This is a genomic window from Pseudomonas sp. JAI120 (assembly GCF_014207255.1).
Lineage (GTDB): Bacteria > Pseudomonadota > Gammaproteobacteria > Pseudomonadales > Pseudomonadaceae > Aquipseudomonas.
In genome coordinates, this window is record NZ_JACHCZ010000003.1 from 542,112 (window position 1) to 563,575 (window position 21,464).

Annotated in this window: 16 protein-coding genes; 8 read left to right on the plus strand and 8 right to left on the minus strand. The window is 60.1% G+C overall.

Translation table 11 applies throughout. The features are described from left to right. Positions 1 to 10: 10 nt before the first annotated feature. Entirely contained in the window at positions 11 to 2,044 is a 2,034-nt protein-coding gene (locus HDC32_RS20030) for an ABC transporter permease subunit (RefSeq protein ID WP_178116729.1), read from the minus strand. 386 nt (positions 2,045 to 2,430) lie between these two features. After that, on the minus strand, positions 2,431 to 3,417 hold the full coding sequence (locus HDC32_RS20035; protein WP_017135798.1) for a phosphate ABC transporter substrate-binding protein PstS: 987 nt from the start codon (positions 3,415 to 3,417) through the stop codon (positions 2,431 to 2,433). Positions 3,418 to 3,801: 384 nt separating this feature from the next. On the opposite strand from HDC32_RS20035, the gene HDC32_RS20040 reads away from it, so the two are divergent. Continuing rightward, positions 3,802 to 4,860, plus strand: coding sequence for a helix-turn-helix domain-containing protein (locus HDC32_RS20040; protein WP_184745223.1), 1,059 nt, complete (start codon positions 3,802 to 3,804; stop codon positions 4,858 to 4,860). Continuing rightward, a complete protein-coding gene (locus HDC32_RS20045; RefSeq protein ID WP_131697686.1) occupies positions 4,857 to 5,348 on the plus strand; it encodes a type II toxin-antitoxin system VapC family toxin in 492 nt (163 codons plus the stop codon). The genes HDC32_RS20040 and HDC32_RS20045 overlap by 4 nt, the downstream gene beginning before the upstream one ends. Before the next feature lie 105 nt (positions 5,349 to 5,453). On the opposite strand, the gene HDC32_RS20050 is transcribed toward HDC32_RS20045, so the two are convergent. Further along, positions 5,454 to 6,743, minus strand: a complete 1,290-nt coding sequence (locus HDC32_RS20050; RefSeq protein ID WP_131697687.1) for an MFS transporter — start codon at positions 6,741 to 6,743, stop codon at positions 5,454 to 5,456. A gap of 411 nt (positions 6,744 to 7,154) precedes the next feature. On the opposite strand from HDC32_RS20050, the gene HDC32_RS20055 reads away from it, so the two are divergent. After that, positions 7,155 to 7,559, plus strand: coding sequence for an acyl-CoA thioesterase (locus tag HDC32_RS20055; RefSeq protein WP_003176975.1), 405 nt, complete (start codon positions 7,155 to 7,157; stop codon positions 7,557 to 7,559). A 57-nt stretch (positions 7,560 to 7,616) separates the two neighbouring features. Next, positions 7,617 to 8,516, plus strand: coding sequence for a D-hexose-6-phosphate mutarotase (locus HDC32_RS20060; protein ID WP_184745225.1), 900 nt, complete (start codon positions 7,617 to 7,619; stop codon positions 8,514 to 8,516). 24 nt (positions 8,517 to 8,540) lie between these two features. Here the strand turns inward: HDC32_RS20060 and HDC32_RS20065 are convergent, their stop codons facing one another. The 5 genes from HDC32_RS20065 to HDC32_RS20085 all read right to left on the minus strand — a co-directional run bounded on the left by HDC32_RS20065 (position 8,541) and on the right by HDC32_RS20085 (position 12,241). Then, positions 8,541 to 9,077 carry a DUF3299 domain-containing protein gene (locus tag HDC32_RS20065; protein ID WP_184745227.1) on the minus strand — a complete coding sequence of 179 codons (537 nt, stop codon included), beginning with the start codon at positions 9,075 to 9,077 and terminating at the stop codon, positions 8,541 to 8,543. Positions 9,078 to 9,155: 78 nt separating this feature from the next. After that, entirely contained in the window at positions 9,156 to 9,401 is a 246-nt protein-coding gene (locus HDC32_RS20070) for a GlsB/YeaQ/YmgE family stress response membrane protein (protein WP_005792540.1), read from the minus strand. Between the two features lie 105 nt (positions 9,402 to 9,506). Continuing rightward, the gene (locus HDC32_RS20075) at positions 9,507 to 10,592 is read right to left on the minus strand and encodes a 5-(carboxyamino)imidazole ribonucleotide synthase (RefSeq protein ID WP_131697689.1); all 1,086 of its coding nucleotides are present in this window, start codon (positions 10,590 to 10,592) and stop codon (positions 9,507 to 9,509) included. Positions 10,593 to 10,603: 11 nt separating this feature from the next. Then, positions 10,604 to 11,095, minus strand: a complete 492-nt coding sequence (purE, locus tag HDC32_RS20080; RefSeq protein ID WP_003176980.1) for a 5-(carboxyamino)imidazole ribonucleotide mutase — start codon at positions 11,093 to 11,095, stop codon at positions 10,604 to 10,606. A gap of 237 nt (positions 11,096 to 11,332) precedes the next feature. Continuing rightward, positions 11,333 to 12,241 (minus strand): LysR substrate-binding domain-containing protein, encoded by a 909-nt coding sequence (locus tag HDC32_RS20085; RefSeq protein WP_010566930.1) that lies wholly within the window; start codon positions 12,239 to 12,241, stop codon positions 11,333 to 11,335. A 182-nt stretch (positions 12,242 to 12,423) separates the two neighbouring features. Between HDC32_RS20085 and aspA the strand changes: the two genes are divergently transcribed. From aspA to HDC32_RS20105, 4 genes are all read left to right on the plus strand, one after another. Beyond that, a complete protein-coding gene (gene aspA, locus HDC32_RS20090; protein ID WP_025854459.1) occupies positions 12,424 to 13,848 on the plus strand; it encodes an aspartate ammonia-lyase in 1,425 nt (474 codons plus the stop codon). A gap of 392 nt (positions 13,849 to 14,240) precedes the next feature. Then, on the plus strand, positions 14,241 to 15,686 hold the full coding sequence (locus HDC32_RS20095; RefSeq protein WP_131697690.1) for a sodium:alanine symporter family protein: 1,446 nt from the start codon (positions 14,241 to 14,243) through the stop codon (positions 15,684 to 15,686). Between the two features lie 77 nt (positions 15,687 to 15,763). Further along, positions 15,764 to 16,741 (plus strand): asparaginase, encoded by a 978-nt coding sequence (locus tag HDC32_RS20100; protein WP_184745229.1) that lies wholly within the window; start codon positions 15,764 to 15,766, stop codon positions 16,739 to 16,741. Positions 16,742 to 16,848: 107 nt separating this feature from the next. Further along, complete coding sequence (locus tag HDC32_RS20105) at positions 16,849 to 21,459, plus strand: hypothetical protein (RefSeq protein ID WP_184745231.1); 4,611 nt, start codon at positions 16,849 to 16,851, stop codon at positions 21,457 to 21,459. Positions 21,460 to 21,464: the final 5 nt, after the last annotated feature.

Consider the following 21,464-nt stretch of genomic DNA (forward strand, 5'->3'; position numbering starts at 1 on the left):
TCTACCTTTCTTAAAGCGACGAGTATTTCTTGCGCAGACGCTGACGAATCAGCTCGGCGAGGGTGTTCATGATGAACGTGAACAGCAGCAGCACCAGCGCCGAGAGGAACAGCACGCGGTAATGACTGCCGCCGACCTCCGACTCGGGCATTTCCACCGCGACGTTGGCCGCCAGGGTGCGCAGGCCTTCGAACAGGTTCATCTCCATCACCGGCGTGTTACCGGTGGCCATCAGCACGATCATGGTCTCGCCCACGGCGCGGCCCATGCCGATCATCAGCGCCGAGAAGATGCCCGGGCTGGCGGTCAGGATCACCACGCGGGTCATGGTCTGCCACGGCGTGGCGCCTAGGGCCAGGGAGCCCAGGGTCAGGCCGCGCGGTACGCTGAACACGGCGTCTTCGGCGATGGAGTAGATGTTCGGGATCACCGCAAAACCCATGGCCAGGCCGACCACCAGGGCATTGCGCTGGTCGTAGGTGATGCCGAGGTCGTGGGAGATCCACATGCGCATGTCGCCGCCGAAGAACCAGGTTTCCAGGTACGGGCTCATGTACAGCGAGAGCCAGCCCACGAACAGGATCACCGGGATCAGGATCGCGCTTTCCCAACCGTCGGGAACCCGCAGGCGGATGGATTCAGGCAGGCGGCTGAAGACAAACCCGGCCACCAGGATGCCAATCGGCAACAGCATCAGCAGGCTGAAGATCCCCGGCAGATGCCCTTCGACATACGGCGCCAGGAACAGGCCGGCGAAGAAGCCGAGGATCACCGTCGGCATCGCTTCCATCAATTCGATCACCGGCTTGACCTTGCGGCGCAGGCTCGGGGCCATGAAGTAAGCGGTGTAGATCGCCGCGGCAACGGCCAGGGGCGCCGCCAGCAGCATGGCGTAGAACGCCGCCTTCAGCGTACCGAAGGTCAATGGCGCCAGGCTCATCTTGGGTTCGAAGTCGGTGTTGGCGGCGGTCGATTGCCAGACGTACTTAGGCTCGTCGTAGTTTTCGTACCAGACCTTGCTCCACAACGCACTCCAGGACACTTCCGGGTGCGGGTTGTCCAGCAGCAGCGGCTGCAGCTTGCCGCCGGCTTCGACGATCACGCGGTTGGCGCGAGGCGACAGGCCGAACACGCCCTGGCCGTCGACCACCGGATCCACCAGCAGGGTGCGGTGGGCAGTGCTGTGGAACACGCCGAACGTGCCGGAAGCGTCGAGGGCAGTGAAGCCTTTGCGACGCTCTTCGGCGGTGATTTCCACGATGGGCGCGGTGCCCATCTGGAAGGTGCGAATCTGCTTGAAACGCTGCTCGCCATCCGGGTCACGGGCCATGAACCACTGGGCCAGGCCGCCTTTGGAGTTACCGACGATCAGCGAGATACCGCCCACCAGCTGGGTGCTGGCGGTGATTTCGGCGTTGCCGTCTTCGAGCAGTTTGTAGCGACCGTTGAGGCTCTTGTCGCGCAGGCTGAACACATCCGCCAGGGCGCGGCCGTTGATCACATACAACCACTGCTGGCGCGGATCAATGAAGATCGCCTTCACCGGTTCGGTCATTTGCGGCAGCTCGACACGCTTCTGCTCGCTGGTGACTTCACCGGTCATCATGTTTTCTTCGCGGCTCAGGGTCAGCACGTTCAAGTACGAACCGGCCGAGCCTGCCACCACCAGCGACGTATCGGTGGCATTGAGGGCGACGTGCTCCAACGGGCGACCGGCATCGTCGAGCACGATCGGCGTTTCACCGTAGGGGTATTCAATCGCAGGCGTGATGGTTTTCTTGCCGTCCGGGTACGACACCTTATAGGTGTGGCGGAACACCAGGGACTGGCCATTGGACAATCCGAGGATCACCAGCGGGCTGCCCGGCTGATCTTCACCAATGGAAGCAACGCTCACGCCCGGCGCAAGCGGCAGGTCGACACGCTTGAGTTCGGCACCGGTCGTGACATCAAAGAACAGCGCCTGGCCCTTGTCGGATACCCGCATGGCGACCTGGTTCTGCTCTTCCAGGGAGATCAACAAAGGCTTGCCGGCGTCCTGCATCCAGGCGGGCGTCAGTGCGTCTTCCTTGGTCAGCGAGGCGCCTTGGAACAAAGGCGCGACCACATAGGCGAGGAAAAAGAAAATCAGGGTGATGGCACCGAGAACGGCGAGGCCGCCAACCAGCACGTACCAACGGGTCAGACGGTCCTTGAGCGCGCGGATGCGGCGCTTGCGTTGCAGCTCAGGCGTATTGAAATCAATGCGCTTGGGGGGAGAAGTTGTCGTCATGGTGGAATTGGCCAGATCATTCATGCGCACACCCTAGCGATCCTGTATGACAGAAAGATGACAATGCAGTGACGCAGGAAATCCGCCGCGAAGCAGGGCTGGCAGCGGATTGAAAATTAGTGATGCGGGAACCGGCGTACCGGCTCCCGCAGAGGCAATCAGTTGCCTTCTTTCAGGCCCAGGTCAGCCAGTGCCTTGGCGGCAACTTTGGCTGGCAGTGGGATGTAGCCGTCTTTCACTACAACTTCCTGGCCCTGTTTGGACAGAACCAGTTTCACGAACTCGGCTTCCAGCGGGGCCAGAGGCTTGTTCGGGGCTTTGTTGACGTAAACGTAGAGGAAACGCGACAGCGGGTATTTGCCGTTCAGGGCGTTTTCTTCGCTGTCTTCGATGAAGTCAGTGCTGCCTTTCTTGGCCAGGGCCACGGTCTTCACGCTGGCGGTCTTGTAGCCGATGCCCGAGTAACCGATGCCGTTCAGCGAGGAGCTGATCGACTGCACGACCGAAGCCGAGCCGGGTTGTTCGTTCACGTTAGGCTTGTAGTCGCCTTTGCACAGGGCTTCTTCCTTGAAGTAGCCGTAGGTGCCGGATACCGAGTTACGACCGAACAGTTGCACTGGCTTGTTGGCCAGGTCGCCGGTCACACCCAGGTCGCCCCAGGTTTTCACGTCGGCTTTGGCGCCGCACAGACGCGTCGAGGAGAAGATCGCGTCGACTTGCTCCATGGTCAGGTGCTGGATCGGGTTGTCCTTGTGCACGAACACAGCCAGGGCATCCACGGCAACCGGGATAGCGGTTGGCTTGTAGCCGTACTTCTGCTCGAAGGCAGCCAGTTCGGTGTCCTTCATCTTGCGGCTCATCGGGCCCAGGTTGGAGGTGCCTTCAGTCAGCGCAGGTGGCGCGGTGGCGGAGCCGGCAGCTTGAATCTGGATGTTGACGTTCGGGTATTCCTTTTTGTAACCCTCGGCCCACAGGGTCATCAGGTTGGCCAGGGTATCGGAACCGACGCTGGACAAGTTGCCCGACACACCAGTGGTCTTGACGTACGCCGGGATTGCCGGATCAACACCTGCGGCCACCGCGTTGGCGGTCGCAACGCCAGCAGCGACAAAAGTCATTGCCGCCATCAAACGTTTCAGTTTCATGCCTTGCTCCTAGCAGATAGGGATAGTTGGATCGGGGCCAAGTATCGAGAGGCCGTGTGAACACTCTATGTCTGAAATATGACAATTGGATGAAAGGCCAGCATTGGGCGAGCATTCGCAGTCAAGAAGAAAACGGTCGGCAATACAGGCTGGAGCGGCGAGATGAACGTAATGAGTCCCTGGTTTGAAACCTCTCTGCAATTGCTGATCGGAGATTTCCCACAGCTATTTAGGGTTGTTGCTCGGAACTCGCCTTACTAACCTCCCCGCGCCGCTGCAAATTCAGCGGCCGGGACTGCAGTTAAAACCTGACCGCTTCACGGCGCACCTTAGGTTGACAAAACAAAACCAAAGAATAGTCTTGTCAACCTAAGGAGACCTCACATGATCAATGACCGAATTCGCCGCGCAAGGTTATTGCGTGGCCTGTCGCTGGAAGCACTGGCACTGCGTCTCGGCGATATAACCAAGCAAGGCCTGAGCAAATATGAAAAAGGGTTGAGTACCCCAAACTCTCAGCGCCTTCTGCAGTTGGCAAAAGCACTGGAGGTGAGCCCCGAGTATTTTTTTCGTACTCAGGCACTGCCACTCGCGCCGCTGGAGTTCCGCAAGCTTGCGAAGATGCCTAAATACCGTCAGGTCCAGGTCGAGGAACAGATTCGAGAGCATCTGGAACGCTATATATCTCTGGAGGAGTGTTTCGATCCACAAGATATCAAGACTGCCGAAACCCCAGCCCAAATGCTCCCAGTCTCTTCCATAGAGGAAGCGGAACGAGCGGCGGATGAGCTCCGCAAGTATTGGGATATAGGTGAAGATCCTATTGCTCATCTGACTGAACAGTTGGAAGAGCACGGCATTAAAGTGGTGATGCTGGATGGGCCGGACGATTTCGATGGCGCTTGCGCAGCCACCCATGACGGCGAACATGTGTTGATCGCTTTAAATGCTCAGAGAGCAGGTGAACGTATTCGCTTCACCGCTGCTCATGAATTGGGTCACTGGGTGATGAAATTGCCTGATGATATGCCCGAGCGCGATAAAGAAAACTGCTGTCACCGCTTCGCAGGAGCGTTCCTTTATCCCTCTAAAAGCGTTACCGGAGATTTTGGGAATCACCAACGCTCCCGTGTCCACCCTAGAGAACTACTGATTGTTAAGCGCCAATATGGGCTCTCAATGCATGCAGCGCTTCGTCGATTGAAGGACCTCAAACTGTTAGGGGAAAGCGGCTACAAGTCCCTGACCATTCAATTCAGTAGCAATGGCTGGCGCAAAGCAGAACCTGAGCCGTTACCTTGCAAACCACCTCAGCGCTTTGAGTCACTCGTTTTCTGGGGGTTAGCGGAAGGCCTTATCACCAAATCACGAGCGGCCGAATTGCTGCGGCGTCCTGTGAGGGCTCTAGACCCCAATTTTCTGGGCTCACTGGAGAGTGCATGAGCCTGATCTATATCAGCGACACCAACATCTGGATTGATTTCAGGAACGCTGGATTGCTGGAGCATATGTTCAGGCTGCCATTTACCCTCTGCTGCACCGATTTCGTCATGCACGAGCTTGAGGATTTCCCTCATGAAGAACTGCTCGCCCAAGGGCTGGTTGTCGAATCATTTGACGAGGGAGGCGTGCAGAAACTCTTAGGACTTAAGGTCGAACACAACAACAGTTCCTTGGCCGACGTTTCTTGCTACCTACTGGCACATACAACCGGAAGACCCTTACTCACTGGCGATGGGAAGCTACGTCGCCAGGCAATTCGAGATGGACTGCAGGTGCACGGCGCACTTTGGCTACTCGACCTCATGGTCGAACATCAAGTCCTCAATGCTATTGGCGCAGCAACGGCACTCGAACAGATGCTGGCAGGCGGCGCCCGCTTGCCAGCATCAGAATGTCAAATACGGATCTCTGGCTGGAAAGTTATATGAAACTCAACTCGGATATTGAATATCCATCCAGCACTTATAAAAATCACCCTGTCCATCTGGCAAAGTAGACATTTAGCCTCTACATAGCCTGCTGCTGATCTGATATTACCGCCCGCGCTTCCACAGATACCCACCCACAACCATCCCCATCACACACAGGACAGCCACGTAGTAAGCCGGGCCCATCGGGCTTTCCTTCATCAGCAGCGACACCGCCAGCGGCGTAAGCCCGCCGAATACTGCGTAGGCGACGTTGTAGGAAAACGACAAGCCACTGAAGCGCACCACGGGTGGGAAGGCTTTCACCATCACGTAAGGCACCACGCCAATGGTGCCGACGAACAGGCCGGTCAAGGCGTACAGCGGGAACAGCCAGTCCGGGTGGGACATGAGGCTGTGATACAGGGTCCAGGAGGTCGCCAGCAGCAGTGCGCAACCGCTCACCAGTACACGACCGGCACCGAAGCGGTCGGCCAGGGCACCGGAGGCGATGCAGCCCAGGCTCAAGGTCACGATGGCCAGGCTATTGGCTTGCAGCGCAACGGTCGGGCTGAAGTGGTAGAGGGTCTGCAGCACGGTCGGGGTCATCAGGATGACCACCACGACGCCGGCCGACAACAGCCAGGTCAGCAGCATCGACAAGACGATGGCACCACGGTGGTCGCGCAGCACGGCACGCAATGGCAGCTCGGCGGCCAGGGTCTTGCGTTGCTGCATTTCGGCGAAGATCGGCGTTTCATGCAACCAGCGACGCAGGTACACCGACAGCAGGCCGAACACGCCGCCGAGCAGGAACGGAATACGCCAGGCGTAATCCGAGACCTGCTCCGGGCTATAAATAGTGTTGATTGCAGTGGCCACCAGCGAACCCAGCAGGATACCGGCGGTAAGGCCGCTGGTCAGGGTGCCGCAGGCGTAGCCGATATGGCGCGGCGGTACGTGTTCGGAGACGAATACCCAAGCGCCCGGGACTTCGCCGCCAATCGCTGCGCCCTGGATGACACGCATCAGCAGCAGCAGGATCGGCGCCCACAGGCCGATCTGCGCGTAGGTCGGCAGCAGGCCCATGATCAGGGTCGGTACAGCCATCATGAAAATGCTCAGGGTGAACATTTTCTTGCGGCCCAGCAGGTCACCGAAGTGCGCCATGATGATGCCGCCCAGCGGGCGTGCCAGGTAACCGGCGGCGAAGATGCCGAAGGTCTGCATCATCCGCAGCCATTCAGGCATATCGGCGGGGAAAAACAGTTTTCCGACTACGGTGGCGAAAAACACGAAAATGATGAAATCATAAAACTCCAGCGCCCCGCCCAAGGCAGACAGCGACAGGGTTTTGTAGTCGTTGCGGGTCAGCGGGCGCGACGGTTGCGCACTGCTTGCGGGCACGGAGGACATGGCAAGGCTTCTCTTATAGTAGTCAGCTTGATAAGGACGGCACGCCCAGGACTGGCGGCGGGTCTGGCAAGATAGCAAATCGCTTGTAAAAGCACAGCGCCAGGAGAACAGTTGCGCGTAAAAGCCGCGATACAGCGCCTATTTACCGACCAAATGAGCGCCGGGAGGTCGTCGTGACGCCAGGGTCTCGATATACTCGGCCCTTGCAGGCTCAAGACCCGCATCCTTGAGGGGCTGCTGTGCCAAAACGCCGTTGGGTGCCATCCAGCCGGTTTGGCAGAGTTTCCCTTTAGTACGCCTTACGAGAAACGTATCGAACGGAGTATGTTTGTGCTGAAACGTTTTTCCATCAGTCGGCTATCCACTTTGCAACATCTATAAAAAGCGTCACGGGTCAGAGGCACCCCCGGCATGATCGAACTCGAACAAGAAGATCCTATCCCGCAAGGCGATCTCGCCCTGCAAATCACCGCGCTCCCGCGTGAAACCAACGGTTTTGGCGATATTTTCGGCGGCTGGCTGGTCGCGCAGATGGACCTCGCCGGTACCGCCATGGCCAGCAAGGTCGCAGGCGGGCGTGTGGCCACCGTGGCCATTGATCGCATGGCGTTCCTGGTGCCGGTGGCGGTAGGCGCGCAATTGTCCTTCTATACCCAGGCCCTGGAAATCGGCCGCAGCTCGATCCAGATGATGGTCGAAGTGTGGAGCGACGACCCATTGTCCAGCGAATGGCGCAAGGTGACCGAGGCGGTGTTTGTATTCGTCGCTATCGATGGCAGCGGCCGCACACGTTCGGTGCCTTCGCGCGCGCGTTAAACCTCGCGGGATTTTGACGGTCCATTGCCCCATTGCCCGCCATTGAGAGTGCCTGTTATGCCTACGCCCCACGTTGAGACCATAAAGATCGACGAACTGGACTGCTGGCGCATCCGCCACAACGGCGCCGAGTTGATGATTGCCCAGCAGGGCGCACACATATTCAGTTACGGGCGCGAGGGCGAGCAGCCGCTGATTTGGCCGAACCCCGAGGCGGTATTCAAGAAGGGCAAAGGCATCCGCACCGGCGTACCGGTGTGCTGGCCATGGTTTGGCGTATTTGACCGCAACCCGCACAGCGTAAAGGCGATGCGCCACAGTGATCAGCCTGCGGGCGCTCACGGTTTCGCGCGTACCGCGACCTGGGCATTGGCCGGCACCACGCTTGAAGGCCAAGCGCTGCGGGTGGACCTGCAACTACCGGTTCCTGCAGGCGGCTTCCCCGGCTGGCCCCACCAGGTCGACCTGACCCTGAGCCTGCTGCTGGACGATCAACTGCACATCCGCCTGACCAGCCACAACCGTGGCGACGACACTGTCACGCTCAGCCAGGCGCTGCACACCTACTTCGCCGTGAGCGACGTACGCAACGTGCAGGTCGACGGCCTGGACGGCTCGGCGTACATCGATACCGCCGATGGCTGGAGCGAGAAGACGCAAACCGGACTGCTGCACTTCAGCGCCGAGACCGACCGCATCTACCTCGATACGCCCTCATCGCTGAACATCGTCGATAAGGACTGGCAGCGCCGCATACAGCTCACCAGCCAAGGCTCGAAATCGACCGTGATCTGGAACCCCTGGACTGAACGCGCCAAGGCCTTCGACGACATGGCCGACGATGGCTGGCAAGGCATGCTGTGCGTCGAGACGGCGAATGTGCTGGATGATGTGGTGAGCCTGGCCCCAGGTGAAAGCCACATGCTGGGCGTGAGCATTACCGGTATCGCCCTGTAAACCCGCATTGGGTTCTGCGTAAGCTTAGAGATCGGATTCCTTTACGACCCGTACTTTCCCAGCATCCAGCGCATACGCCGCATCCGCCAGGTCGTTATTCACCTTCTCCACCTTCAACGTACCGGTAACCCACAGCGGCGTGTAGATGTCATCCAGCTTCAGCCCCTTGGGATAACGCACCAGCACCAACTGGTTAGGCGGCGGTGGCGGCACGTGGATGCAGGCGCCCGGGTACGGCACCAGGAAGAACAACGTGCTGCGACCCTTGGCGTCGGTTTCCAACGGCACCGGATATCCGCCGATGCGGATGCTCTTGCCGTTCATGGCGGCCACGGTCTTGGTGGAATACATCACCGCCGGCAAACCTTTGCTCTGCTTCAGGCCACCTTTGTCGGTGAACGTGCCTTGGGCTTCGGGGGAGTTGTGGTCGATCTCGGGCATGGCCTCGAGGGCCTTCTGGTCCGACAGCGGCATCAGGTCGAGCCAGTCGGTTTCCGGCAGTTCGCCGGCGTGTGCCAGGCCAGAGCCCAGCAAGAGAAGAGTCAACAGAAAACGGCGCATGGAGAGGCTCGGCAAGTAACAAGTGCCGAGCATTCTAGCCCTCTGCGCCTGCGCAGCGCAGAGGACTTTGTCGGCTGATTACTTCTTTTTGATCAGGCCGTAGATCACCAGCAGCACAATGGCGCCGACCAGTGCGCCGATAAAGCCTGCGCCTTGACCCGCCTGGTAGATGCCCAGTGCCTGACCACCGTAGGTCGCGGCCAGGGAGCCGGCGATACCCAGCAGGATGGTCATGATCCAGCCCATGCTGTCGTCGCCGGGCTTGAGGAAACGCGCCAGCAGGCCGACGATCAAGCCGATAAAGATGGTTCCGATAATACCCATGGCATTTCCCTCTGAATGAAGTGAGCTATGCCAAAGCCTAGACAGGCTTTGGCACCCTGCAATCAGAGGACGGCGATAACCGAATGGTTCCCGCCAACCCCAGGGTTATTGCTCGGCGATCAGCGCTTCGACCTTGAGGATCTGCGCTTGCAGCGTTGCGCGGTCCTTGCAGCGCAGGTTGGCGTGGCCGACCTTGCGCCCGGCCTTGAAGGCCTTGCCGTAGTGATGCAGGTGGCAGTCTTCGATCGTGATCACGCGCTCCACCGGCGGTACCACGCCGATGAAGTTGAGCATCGCGCTCTCACCGACCTTGGCCGTGGAACCCAGCGGCAAGCCCGCGACTGCGCGCAGGTGGTTTTCGAACTGGCTGCACTCGGCGCCTTCGGTGGTCCAGTGCCCGGAGTTGTGCACACGCGGGGCGATTTCGTTGGCCTTGAGACCACCGTCGACTTCAAAGAACTCGAACGCCATCACACCGACGTAATCCAGCTGTTTGAGCACACGGCTGGAATAGTCTTCGGCCAGGGCCTGCAACGGGTGATCGGTGCTGGCCACGGACAGCTTGAGGATGCCGCTGTCGTGGGTGTTGTGCACCAACGGGTAGAAGCGGGTCTCGCCATCACGGGCACGCACGGCGATCAACGAGACTTCGCCGGTGAAGGGCACGAAGCCTTCCAGCAGGCAGGCCACGCTGCCCAGTTCGGCGAAGGTGCCGACCACATCGGCGGCGGTGCGCAGGACTTTCTGGCCCTTGCCGTCGTAACCCAGGGTGCGGGTTTTCAGCACGGCCGGCAGGCCAATACTGGCGACGGCGGCGTCCAGGTCCGCCTGGGACTGGATATCGGCGAAGGCTGGGGTCGGAATGCCCAGGTCCTTGAACATGCTCTTCTCGAACCAGCGGTCACGGGCGATGCGCAAGGCCTCGGCGCTCGGGTACACCGGTACGAACTGCGACAGGAAGGCCACGGTTTCGGCCGGCACGCTTTCAAACTCGAACGTCACCAGGTCGACTTCATCGGCCAGTTGGCGCAGGTGGTCCGGGTCGCTGTAGTCAGCGCACAGGTGTTCACCCAAGGCTGCCGCACAAGCGTCCGGCGCCGGGTCCAGGAAAGCAAAGTTCATCCCCAGCGGGGTGCCCGCCAAGGCCAGCATGCGGCCCAGTTGGCCGCCACCGATTACACCGATTTTCATCGTCAACAACCTCAGGCGATACGTGGGTCTGGATTGTCCAGCACGCTGTCTGTCTGTTCAGCACGGAATTTCTTCAGCACCGCGTGGAACTGCGGGTGCTTGGCGCCCAGGATGCTGGCGGACAGCAGGGCTGCGTTGATCGCGCCGGCCTTGCCGATCGCCAGGGTGGCCACCGGGATACCGGCCGGCATCTGCACGATGGACAACAGCGAATCGACGCCCGAGAGCATTGCCGACTGCACCGGTACGCCAAGCACTGGCAGGTGAGTCTTGGCCGCACACATGCCCGGCAGGTGCGCTGCGCCGCCGGCACCGGCGATGATCACCTCGATGCCACGGGATTCTGCTTCATCGGCATACTGGAACAGCAAATCCGGGGTGCGGTGGGCAGAGACCACTTTCACTTCATACGGAATGCCGAGTTTTTCCAGCATATCGGCGGTGTGGCTAAGGGTGGACCAATCGGACTTGGAGCCCATGATCACGCCAACCAATGCACTCATCGTCGTGCCTCTTCTCTCTGGGCGCCCGCAGGCGCGTCAAAAAACAACAAGCCACGCGGGAAATCCGGCGTGGCTTGGTGTACGAATTTTGGCCGGTTGGACCGGCCGAAGGCCGCGCAGTATACCGTAATAATTCAGATAAACAGCCCCTGGAATGACCATCTGTCCAGCGGCGCAAACCGGCGGTTTTATTGACTTAAGAGTCAGCCAAATAACCACAAAACCCTGTGGGAGGGCTCAGGTATTCTGCGCCGCCCCACCTTCCAACTTACGCCACAACAACCGCACATTCGCCTTGCGCACCAAAGCGCAGCGATACAGCCGAATCTCCAGCGGCACATGCCATTGCGGCCCACCGCACACCACCAGTTCGCCTCGAGCCAGTTCGGCACGCACGCTCAACTGCGGCACCCAGGCGATGCCCAGGCCTTCGAGGGCCATGCTTTTGAGGCTGTCGGCCATCGCGGTTTCGTAAACTGTCGTGAAACGCAGTGCCCGCTGGCGCAGCAGCAGGTGCACCGACCGGCCGAGGAACGCGCCAGCGCTGTAGGCCAGCAACGGCACACTGCCCTCGCCTTCCAGATCGAACAACGGCTTGCCATCCGCATCCGCCGCGCACACCGGGAGCATTTCGGTGTTGCCCAGGTGCAGCGAAGGGAAGATTTCGGCGTCCATCTGCATGGCAGCATCCGGGTCGTAGAAGGCCAGCATCAAATCGCAACCGCCTTCGCGCAGGGCGTGCACGGCGTCACCGACGTTGGTGGCGACCAGCCGTGTGGCGATGTTCAGGCCTTCGTTGCGCAGTTGCGCGATCCAGCGCGGGAAGAAACCCAACGCCAGGGAGTGAGCAGCGGCCACTTGCATGACCTCGCCCTGCCCGCCTTCCAGGTGGTGCAAATGGCGCAGCACTTCACCGAGCTGTTCGACCACGGTGCGTGCAGTGACCAGGAACAGCTGCCCCGCCGCCGTCAGCTCAACCGGCGTGCGCGAGCGGTTGACCAGGGTCAGGCCCAGTGCGGCCTCAAGACTGCGGATACGTCGACTGAACGCCGGCTGGGTGACAAACCGCCGCTCCGCTGCCTGGGAAAAGCTGCGTGTCGCCGCCAGGGCGCTGAAGTCTTCCAGCCATTTGCTCTCAAGGTTCATCGCTGCCTCCCACGGATACGCACCATTTTGGCACACACGCCCGCCATGATAGCCGGGTCACACGTGCATTATGCCGTTTATGCATAGGCCAGTGTTTAACAGCATTGGCCCAAAATCCCCTACAGGCCTAGCATTCGCAGCGTTCCGGCCTGTTCCGGGTCCATATCGAGATGATTTCCGTCATGTCCTCCGCTGCATCATTCCGCACAGAAAAAGACCTGCTTGGCGTACTCGAAGTACCTGCCCAAGCGTATTACGGCATCCAGACCCTGCGAGCGGTGAATAACTTCCGCCTCTCGGGCGTTCCGATTTCGCATTACCCGAAATTGGTGGTCGGCCTGGCAATGGTCAAGCAAGCCGCCGCTGACGCCAACCGCGAGTTGGGCCAGCTCAGCGAAGCCAAGCACGCTGCCATCAGCGAAGCCTGTGCCCGCCTGATCCGCGGCGATTTCCACGAAGAGTTCGTGGTGGACATGATTCAAGGCGGCGCCGGCACTTCAACCAACATGAATGCCAACGAAGTCATCGCCAACATCGCGTTGGAGGCCATGGGCCACAACAAGGGCGAGTACCAATACCTGCACCCCAACAACGACGTGAACATGGCGCAGTCGACCAACGACGCCTACCCGACCGCGATCCGCCTGGGTCTGCTGTTGGGCCATGACGCGCTGCTGGCCAGCCTCGACAGCCTGATCCAGGCGTTCGCCGCCAAGGGCGTCGAGTTCAGCCACGTGCTGAAAATGGGCCGCACCCAACTGCAAGACGCCGTGCCGATGACCCTCGGCCAGGAATTCCGCGCCTTCGCCACCACCCTCGGTGAAGACTTGGCCCGCCTGAAAACCCTGGCGCCAGAGCTGCTGACCGAAGTGAACCTGGGCGGTACCGCCATCGGTACCGGCATCAACGCCGACCCGCGTTACCAGGCCCTTGCCGTACAACGCCTGGCCGTTATCAGCGGCCAGCCAGTGGTCCCGGCTGCCGACCTGATCGAAGCCACCTCCGACATGGGCGCCTTCGTGCTGTTCTCCGGCATGCTCAAGCGTACCGCGGTGAAGCTGTCGAAGATCTGCAACGACCTGCGCCTGCTGTCCAGCGGCCCACGCACCGGCATCAACGAGATCAACCTGCCGGCGCGCCAGCCAGGCAGTTCGATCATGCCCGGCAAGGTCAACCCGGTGATCCCGGAAGCCGTGAACCAGGTTGCGTTCCAAGTCATCGGTAACGACCTGGCCCTGACCATGGCGGCCGAAGGCGGCCAGCTGCAGTTGAACGTGATGGAGCCACTGATCGCCTTCAAGATCTTCGACTCGATCCGCCTGCTGCAGCGCGCCATGGACATGCTGCGCGAACACTGCATCGTCGGCATCACCGCCAACGAAGCCCGCTGCCGCGAACTGGTGGAACACTCCATCGGCCTGGTCACCGCGCTGAACCCGTACATCGGCTATGAAAACGCCACCCGCATCGCACGTATCGCCCTCGAAAGCGGCCGCGGCGTGCTGGAACTGGTGCGCGAAGAAGGCTTGCTCGACGACGCCATGCTCGACGACATCCTGCGCCCCGAAAACATGATTGCCCCACGCTTGGTCCCGTTGAAGGCCTAAGTGTTTGTTGCACCGCTCACCAGGTTGAGGGACTAGACACCTCTCACCTTTTGAGGGCCTGAAGGCTCGTTCTTCAGGCCCTTTTTTTTGCCTCAAGGTTGTGAAATGACGCCCATAAAAAATCCAATATCGCCCTGCAAACCCTCCTTGCCTGTAACAGCGTGGCTGAAACCTTTAATCAGCCCGAGCAGACGGATCACGTTCGCCTAGGTATAGTGCCGCCCCTCTTCGCGCCTGCGGCCGTCGGTAACGAGGCCCGGATACACGCGATAGCGCATGAATAACAACACCCGCAAAAGGATTGGGGTCGAACCGTCGCGCACTGCCTGGTGCTATGCGAAGGGTAGGACCGTCCTGCGTTTGCCATTAGAAAAATCAGCGAGGAACACTCCATGCTCGAAGTCATCAACGACTTCCTCTCAGGGAAAGTACTGATCGTGCTCATTGTCGGGCTCGGCGGTTATTTCACGATCCGCTCGCGTTTCGTTCAATTGCGTCACTTTTTCCACATGTTTTCGGTGTTTCGCGACAGCCTGAAAAACAGCTCCGACCAACTCAGCTCGTTCCAGGCGCTGATGCTCAGCCTGGCCGGCCGCGTCGGTGCCGGTAACATCGCGGGTGTCGGCATTGCCGTGACCCTGGGTGGCCCGGGTGCCGTGTTCTGGATGTGGGTCACCGCGCTGGTGGGCATGTCTTCGAGCTTTATCGAGTGCTCCCTCGGCCAGTTGTACAAGCGCACTGACGCGGAAGGCACCTACCGTGGCGGCCCGGCCTATTACATCCAGCACGGTTTGCAGAAGCGCTGGCTGGGTATGGTCATGGCGTTCCTGCTGCTGGTGACCTTCGGCTTTGCCTTCAACGGCCTGCAAGCCCATGCCGTGACCCACTCGCTGAACAATGCTTTCGGCCTCGACACCACCTACACCGGCCTGGCCCTGGCGGCATTGCTGGGCCTGGTATTCATCGGCGGGATCAAGCGCATCGCTTCGATCGCCGACCTGCTGGTGCCGGTCAAGACCCTGATCTACATCGCCGTGACCCTCTATGTGATCGTGCTGCAATTCGACCACGTACCGGCCATGCTCGCGACCATCGTCAAAAGCGCCTTCGGCCTGGACCAAGCCTTCGGTGGCCTGGTGGGCAGCGCGATCATCATGGGTGTGAAACGCGGCGTGTTCGCCAACGAAGCCGGTCTGGGCAGTGCGCCTAACGTAGCAGCCGTCGCTTCGGTAGAACACCCGATCGCCCAAGGCGTGGTCCAGGCGTTCAGCGTGTTCCTCGACACCTTCGTGATCTGCACCTGCACCGCGTTGCTGATCCTGCTCTCCGGCTTCTACACCCCAGGCTTTGAAGGCGACGGCATTGCCCTGACCCAGAACTCCCTGGCTGCCGTAGTGGGTGACTGGGGCCGCATGTTTATCTCGGTGGCCCTGGCGTTGTTCGTGTTCACCTCGATCATGTACAACTACTACCTGGGCGAGAGCAACCTGCGCTTCCTGGTGGGCAACAACCGCAAGGTGCTGATGGGCTATCGCGCGCTGGTGCTGGTGCTGATTTTCTGGGGTTCGATCGAGAACCTGAGCACCGTGTTCGCCTTCGCCGACATCACCATGACCATGCTGGCGTTCGTCAACCTGTTCGCCCTGGCGTTCCTGTTCAAGATTGCCATGCGCATCCTGAACGACTACGACAACCAGCGCGCGGCAGGCATCAAGACTCCGGTGTTCGACTCCAGCCAGTTCCCTGACCTGGACCTGGACCGCAAGGCCTGGCCGGCCAATCCGGTAAAACCGCAAGCGGCCCCAGCGGCTGAACTGAACGCTCAAGTGCAACGCTGAGCGTAGACAGATGACACGCCGCCTGGCCTTGGGCATGCTCTGGGCCCGGCGGCGTTTTTCGTTCAGGAGATTCTTTGATGCAACCAGCTAACAACATCATGGTGCTCTACACCGGTGGCACCATCGGCATGCAGGCCAGCGCCAATGGCCTGGCCCCCGCCTCCGGTTTTGAAGCGCGCATGCGCGAACAGCTCGCCAACGCCTCAGTACCCGCCTGGCGCTTCCGGGAAATGTCCCCGCTGATCGACAGCGCCAACATGACCCCCGCCTACTGGCAGCGACTGCGCAGCGCCGTGGTCGAGGCCGTTGACGAGGGCTGCGACGCCGTGCTGATCCTGCACGGCACCGACACCCTGGCCTACAGCGCGGCAGCCATGAGCTTTCAATTGCTGGGTTTGCCGGCACCGGTGGTGTTCACTGGCTCGATGTTGCCGGCCGGCGTACCCGACAGCGATGCCTGGGAAAACGTCAGCGGTGCCCTGCTGGCGTTGGGCGAAGGCCTGGCACCCGGCGTACACCTGTTCTTCCACGGCGCGCTGATGGCACCGACCCGCTGCGCGAAGATCCGCAGCTTTGGTCGCCATCCGTTTGCCGCGTTGCAGCGCAACGGCGGTGTGGCCAAGGCCGAAGCGCTTCCCGCCGCCCTGGATTACCGCCAGTCCAAGGCCCTGGCCAATGTCGGCGTGTTGCCGCTGGTCCCGGGCATCGGCGCAGCGCAACTGGATGCACTGGTCGACAGCGGCATCCAGGCGCTGGTGCTGGAGTGCTTCGGCAGTGGCACCGGGCCCAGCGACAACCCTGCGTTTCTCGCCAGCCTCAAGCGAGCAGAAGAAAACGGCATCGTGGTCGTGGCAATCACCCAATGCCATGAAGGTGGCGTGGAGCTGGATGTGTACGAAGCCGGCAGCCGCTTGCGCGGCGTGGGTGTGCTGTCCGGTGGCGGCATGACCCGCGAAGCCGCGTTTGGCAAGCTCAATGCCTTGATCGGTGCGGGCCTGCCCAACGCCGAGATTCGCCGCCTGGTCGAACTGGACCTGTGTGAAGAGCTGCGTTGAGATTCGATACATAGTCACTCTCACCAGCGACCTGTCGGTGCCTAGCATGGAAAACCCGAGCCTCTGCCTCGGGTTGTTTCCATCAACCGGCACGACAGGAACCCCTCATGACCTCTGCAACCCCCACCGCCCAGAAACAGCTCAAGAACAATGACCCGACACTGGAGCTGATTGCTCAATTCTACGCAGGGCCTTCCTTCAGAGAGGCCGCCACCGAATTATTGCGCCAGGCACTGAATGAGCAATACGCAACCCTGAACATCGACCCGGGCAGCACCTTGATGGGCGTGCCGACCTGGTACCTCCTCGACGACCAGATCATTGCCGGGCCGCCCGAGTATCACGCACTCAGTGACCTGCTGGTCCGCCAGGCGGTACTGGCGATACCGACGCTGTGCATCGAGGGAGAGCACTTTCTCACACGGTACCCGCTCACCGATCCGCCTGTGCATTTGCCCGTGCGCACGACCGATGTTGCGAAAATCCTCAACACCAGAGCCCCGGTCATGCTCTGCGCTTTCCAGGAGCACCTGGTCAACTTCTGGAACGATAGCAACGCCAAAGGCCCGCGCTGGCAGGAACTGTCCAACACCCTGCGTAATGGCTGGAACGTCCAGGAAGTTGAAGCATGGGACGAAACCGACTGCGCCCTGGCACGCCGACTGTTTCACCTGCCCGAACGCGCCACTCGACAAATCGATGATCCCTATGCGAGCAAAGCCTGCATGATCGAAATCGAACAGACGGACGGCACACAGAGCAAGGGATTCAAAGCGTTGCAGATCGCGTTACTGTCGGGCCGGCATCAGGAACGCACGATCATCCTCAGCTACTCACTGCTCAAGGGCTACGAGAAATTCGACTCTCTGGAGCAATTGGGCAAATCGCTGCCGGACCATCTCGGACCACAGGCAAACCGCCCTTCACTCAACTGGCGCTTGTTCGAGCCCGAAGGCGATTTTTTTGATCATCTGGCCTGCGCCTACGTCGCTCAGCAAGTTGACGCTGTCGGCGCCATGAGTTTTTCAGAACTGCGCGAAGACAGTCCGAGCAAGGTCAACAACGCTTTGAATTCAACCCCGGGACCGGACACTGCGCCCGCACAAAAAGGGCCCGGGCTTGAATGGTATCGCGACGCCTTGCCCGATTGGCTGAGCAGCGCCTCGACCAGTGACCTCAACCGCTACGCACGTCTGCTCAAGGACCTGGCGGCGCTTAACAGCGCGCATGCCGGCGCGTCCTACCTGGAAGACATCCCCGGCATCGAGAAGTACGCCCTTGACCAAATCAAGGATCAGATTCTCCTGGACCACCCAACCGCCGGGCACCTGTCTTTTGAAAAAATCCTCGTGCGCGTCAAGAGCCTGGAAACCTGGGGTTCCTTCATTGTTCCGGGCGTCTACAACACAACCACCTTCACACTCGTGGAGCTGGCCCTGCAGAACCTGATTGCGCTGCCCCTGGGCAACAAAACGATTGAGCTTGATAACGCAGTGGCACTGCCCGAATGGATGACCGTCGACTACGTGGAGAACGTTATTCAGCAGGTCAATATCGGCAAGACCTACCCCGAGCTGATCAACACTAAATTGCTGGACCTGCGCCAGGAGTCCGCGCGCCGCAAAGCGCTGTACACCCAACACATGCGCATCCAACTGCCGCTGATGGCGCTGCAGAGCAAGCTTCGTCAGCAGGACGGGATTAATGAACTGGGATACCGCTACATCGCCGCGCTGATGGAACTCGACACCCATGAGCACAACGTGGATGGCCAGGCTATTGTCATGCGCCAATTGGCCTTTGCCCCTAAACGGCGCAGTGCAGGGACCTACGACGAGGTGGCCAACATGTATGTCATCGGCCCGTCCGATCCTGCTGCCGGTCCCTGCCTGCTCTACCGCCCATTGTTCAACCCGCCGCTGGTTCAATACGCCTCGCCTGCCAACCTGATCTACGCCGTGACGCAGTCGCCCGAATTGCGCAACTCGGTACTGGCCTGGCTGCCCGACGCTGTGCGCGAAGACTACGCCAACTACGTATTCCCAGGGGACCTGCCCTCTCCCTGGGCCGTTGCGGACTATCTGGTGGAGCCTGACAAACTGTGGACCCTGAGCGGCCCGATGGTGCTGGGCAACGCCGTGCTGAACGATGACCTGCTCGCCACGCTGTTCACTGCCAACGCCCAGGCATTAGTGACCCTGGCCGATCGCCAGTCGGTCTCCAACGCCGAAAGCCGCTGGGCAACGCTCAAGCAGGCTGGCTGGAACCTGCTCAATGCAGTGCTGCCCTTCCTCAGCCCGACCCTGGGCACCGCCTTGTGGATCTGGCAGGTTCTCGATCAACTGCAACAGTTCGTCGATGCCGAACAGCAACAGGACAAACCCGCGCAATGGGCCGCCATCACTGACGTCCTGCTCAATCTGGGCCTGGCGATCACCCTGCATATCGCCACACGGCATCAGCACACCGGCAAAGCACTCGCCACCCAGCGTGAGCCAGAACCGCCGGCTGAAAAAACCGTCGCTAAGGCGATCGTCGTCAAGCAGTTGGCCGACAACGCATCATCCAACCTGCCTGCCGACACTATTTCCCCGCTGAACATCAGTGGCGCGGTCAACCGCCGCACCGAACAACTACGCGCCCTGCTGGAGAGCTTCAAGGTCGAAAAACCCGCGACGCTGAGTAGCCCCATCACCAAGGCAGGTACTCACCAACACCTCTACCGTTCAGGCCAGAAATACTACGTACCCGTCGGCCAACGCTGGTTCGAGGTATCAGCGCAACCGGACGAGCCAGTGTTCATCATTGATCCAACTAAACCAGAACGTATCGGCCCGGCCCTGATCCACAATGCTCTAGGCCAATGGTTTATCGACAGTCGCCTGCGCCTGCGTGGCGGTGGCCCCAAACGCGCGATCAGACGCGCCAGCCTGCAGGCCACGGAAACTGCCAAGCAGTTGCGCGAAAAACTGCAAGCGTTTGAGAACTCAAAAAAAACGTTGTCGCTGGACCTGCAACGAGCCCGCACGGAAATGACCGAAGCGCTCGAGACCTCGGCCGACGAGCAACGCCAGCACTATCTGCAAAAACTCGCCACCCAGCATTCGGACTATGAAACGGCCCTGCAACAACTCAAGCAACTGCACGTGTTTGATCCCATCCCAGACTATCAGCCCAGGGCCATCGCCTATTTGAATGCCCAACTGGAATTATCCGAAGTGGGTATCAAGGAGGTCCAAAGCACATTCACTCCAGCCTTTCGCAAGGTACTGGAGCAGATCGAACGCCAGGCCCGCGCCCCTCAGGAACGGCATATCGAAGATGCGCGACAACTCACCAGGTTGAATCAGGACATGATCGAGCGCCTGGATTACGTGCACTCACGCTTTGAACAACTACGCCAACTGTCCTCCGAGGGCTTGCACCAGATCCAGCTGCGGAAAAAGCGAATGCCTTCCTACAGCAGTGATGACCTCAAGGCCTTGCAGGTGACCATGTCGCGCAACCTGTGCCTGGATGAAGCCTCTGTTGATAGCGCGCCTGAGGCCTGGGCCGCATTGGACAAGATCGTCGATACCGCTGACATTGCGGTCCAGGCCCTGCGCGATACCTTGTTTGAGCGCAGCGAAGCACGTCTGGATGAACGTATTGAAGCGCTGGGCAGCCTGATCGAACAATTCGCGGTCATCAATGAACGTCTGGAGGACCTGCCACAAGACTTCGCCGACGCCGTCGTTCCCGAACAGCTGGAATCCCTACGTCAGAAAATGCGCGCCTACTCCCAGGATGCGCAGCGGCAACTGACGCTGTTGCATGTCGACCGCGACGCCCTCAGGAGCCGACCCACACCGCCACCCACACCGCCCAGGGCGCAGAAAAAATTCATCAATACCCGCTACAACGGTGTATTGATAGGCGAGCCGCGAATGACCTCCGTCGGGCTTGAGACCGATCTGGTGGATATCAAGTCGCCCATCACTCAACAAATCATCGCGACCTACCACAAAAAAGATCAGGGGTTGTGGGTCCAGCGCGTTACCACGCCACCGCCATCGCATCCTGCGACACCGCAGATCCAGACAGTCCTTGATAAGGCCCAGGTCTTTCTCGACGGCCTGACGGCGTTCAAGGAGCGTGCCGACGAGCAGGCGAAAAAGACGGCGCGTACCGCCATCGGTATCGAGTACCTGTATCACCAGCACGCCCTGGTGCTGGAAGAAACCGGCCAGGCCATAGAACAAGCCTTGTCACGACCGCAACTCGGCACTCAACAGCAGCGCTCTGCGGCCATCCTCAGCCGAAAACTCAAGGAGGCCGCGGCCGAACTCTACCAAGACGCCGCCCAGCACATACGGCGCATGATCAAGGAACGGCCACCCACTATTGCCGGCGTGGAATGGCTCCAGCAGCGCCGCGAAATCACCCTGAAGAAAACCAAGAGTCGACAGCGGCTCAAGAGCGCCAGACCGAACTACCTGGATGAGTACACCATCACGGACCGTGTTACCCATGACGTACTCTGGTATGCCCACTTTCACTATTCGACGTCCTGGACGCAATCCAAGGCGTTCATCAAGGCCCGCTTGAAAACACCCGCTCAGCGCAACCTGGGCCTGACTACCGACACCCCCAACGGCTTGGACTCGCAGGAACTGCTTAACTATTACCGTAGCGAAATCAACTTGGAACAGGCACGCCGACTATTCTTCGGCCTCTGATCAAC

Coding starts and splice junctions, on each gene's coding strand:
- HDC32_RS20030 (WP_178116729.1), bottom strand. CDS start 2,044: ATGCAGGACGCCGGCAAGCCTTTGTTGATCTCCCTGGAAGAGCAGAAC.
- HDC32_RS20035 (WP_017135798.1), bottom strand. CDS start 3,417: ATGAAACTGAAACGTTTGATGGCGGCAATGACTTTTGTCGCTGCTGGC.
- HDC32_RS20040 (WP_184745223.1), top strand. CDS start 3,802: ATGATCAATGACCGAATTCGCCGCGCAAGGTTATTGCGTGGCCTGTCG.
- HDC32_RS20045 (WP_131697686.1), top strand. CDS start 4,857: ATGAGCCTGATCTATATCAGCGACACCAACATCTGGATTGATTTCAGG.
- HDC32_RS20050 (WP_131697687.1), bottom strand. CDS start 6,743: ATGTCCTCCGTGCCCGCAAGCAGTGCGCAACCGTCGCGCCCGCTGACC.
- HDC32_RS20055 (WP_003176975.1), top strand. CDS start 7,155: ATGATCGAACTCGAACAAGAAGATCCTATCCCGCAAGGCGATCTCGCC.
- HDC32_RS20060 (WP_184745225.1), top strand. CDS start 7,617: ATGCCTACGCCCCACGTTGAGACCATAAAGATCGACGAACTGGACTGC.
- HDC32_RS20065 (WP_184745227.1), bottom strand. CDS start 9,077: ATGCGCCGTTTTCTGTTGACTCTTCTCTTGCTGGGCTCTGGCCTGGCA.
- HDC32_RS20070 (WP_005792540.1), bottom strand. CDS start 9,401: ATGGGTATTATCGGAACCATCTTTATCGGCTTGATCGTCGGCCTGCTG.
- HDC32_RS20075 (WP_131697689.1), bottom strand. CDS start 10,592: ATGAAAATCGGTGTAATCGGTGGCGGCCAACTGGGCCGCATGCTGGCC.
- purE (WP_003176980.1), bottom strand. CDS start 11,095: ATGAGTGCATTGGTTGGCGTGATCATGGGCTCCAAGTCCGATTGGTCC.
- HDC32_RS20085 (WP_010566930.1), bottom strand. CDS start 12,241: ATGAACCTTGAGAGCAAATGGCTGGAAGACTTCAGCGCCCTGGCGGCG.
- aspA (WP_025854459.1), top strand. CDS start 12,424: ATGTCCTCCGCTGCATCATTCCGCACAGAAAAAGACCTGCTTGGCGTA.
- HDC32_RS20095 (WP_131697690.1), top strand. CDS start 14,241: ATGCTCGAAGTCATCAACGACTTCCTCTCAGGGAAAGTACTGATCGTG.
- HDC32_RS20100 (WP_184745229.1), top strand. CDS start 15,764: ATGCAACCAGCTAACAACATCATGGTGCTCTACACCGGTGGCACCATC.
- HDC32_RS20105 (WP_184745231.1), top strand. CDS start 16,849: ATGACCTCTGCAACCCCCACCGCCCAGAAACAGCTCAAGAACAATGAC.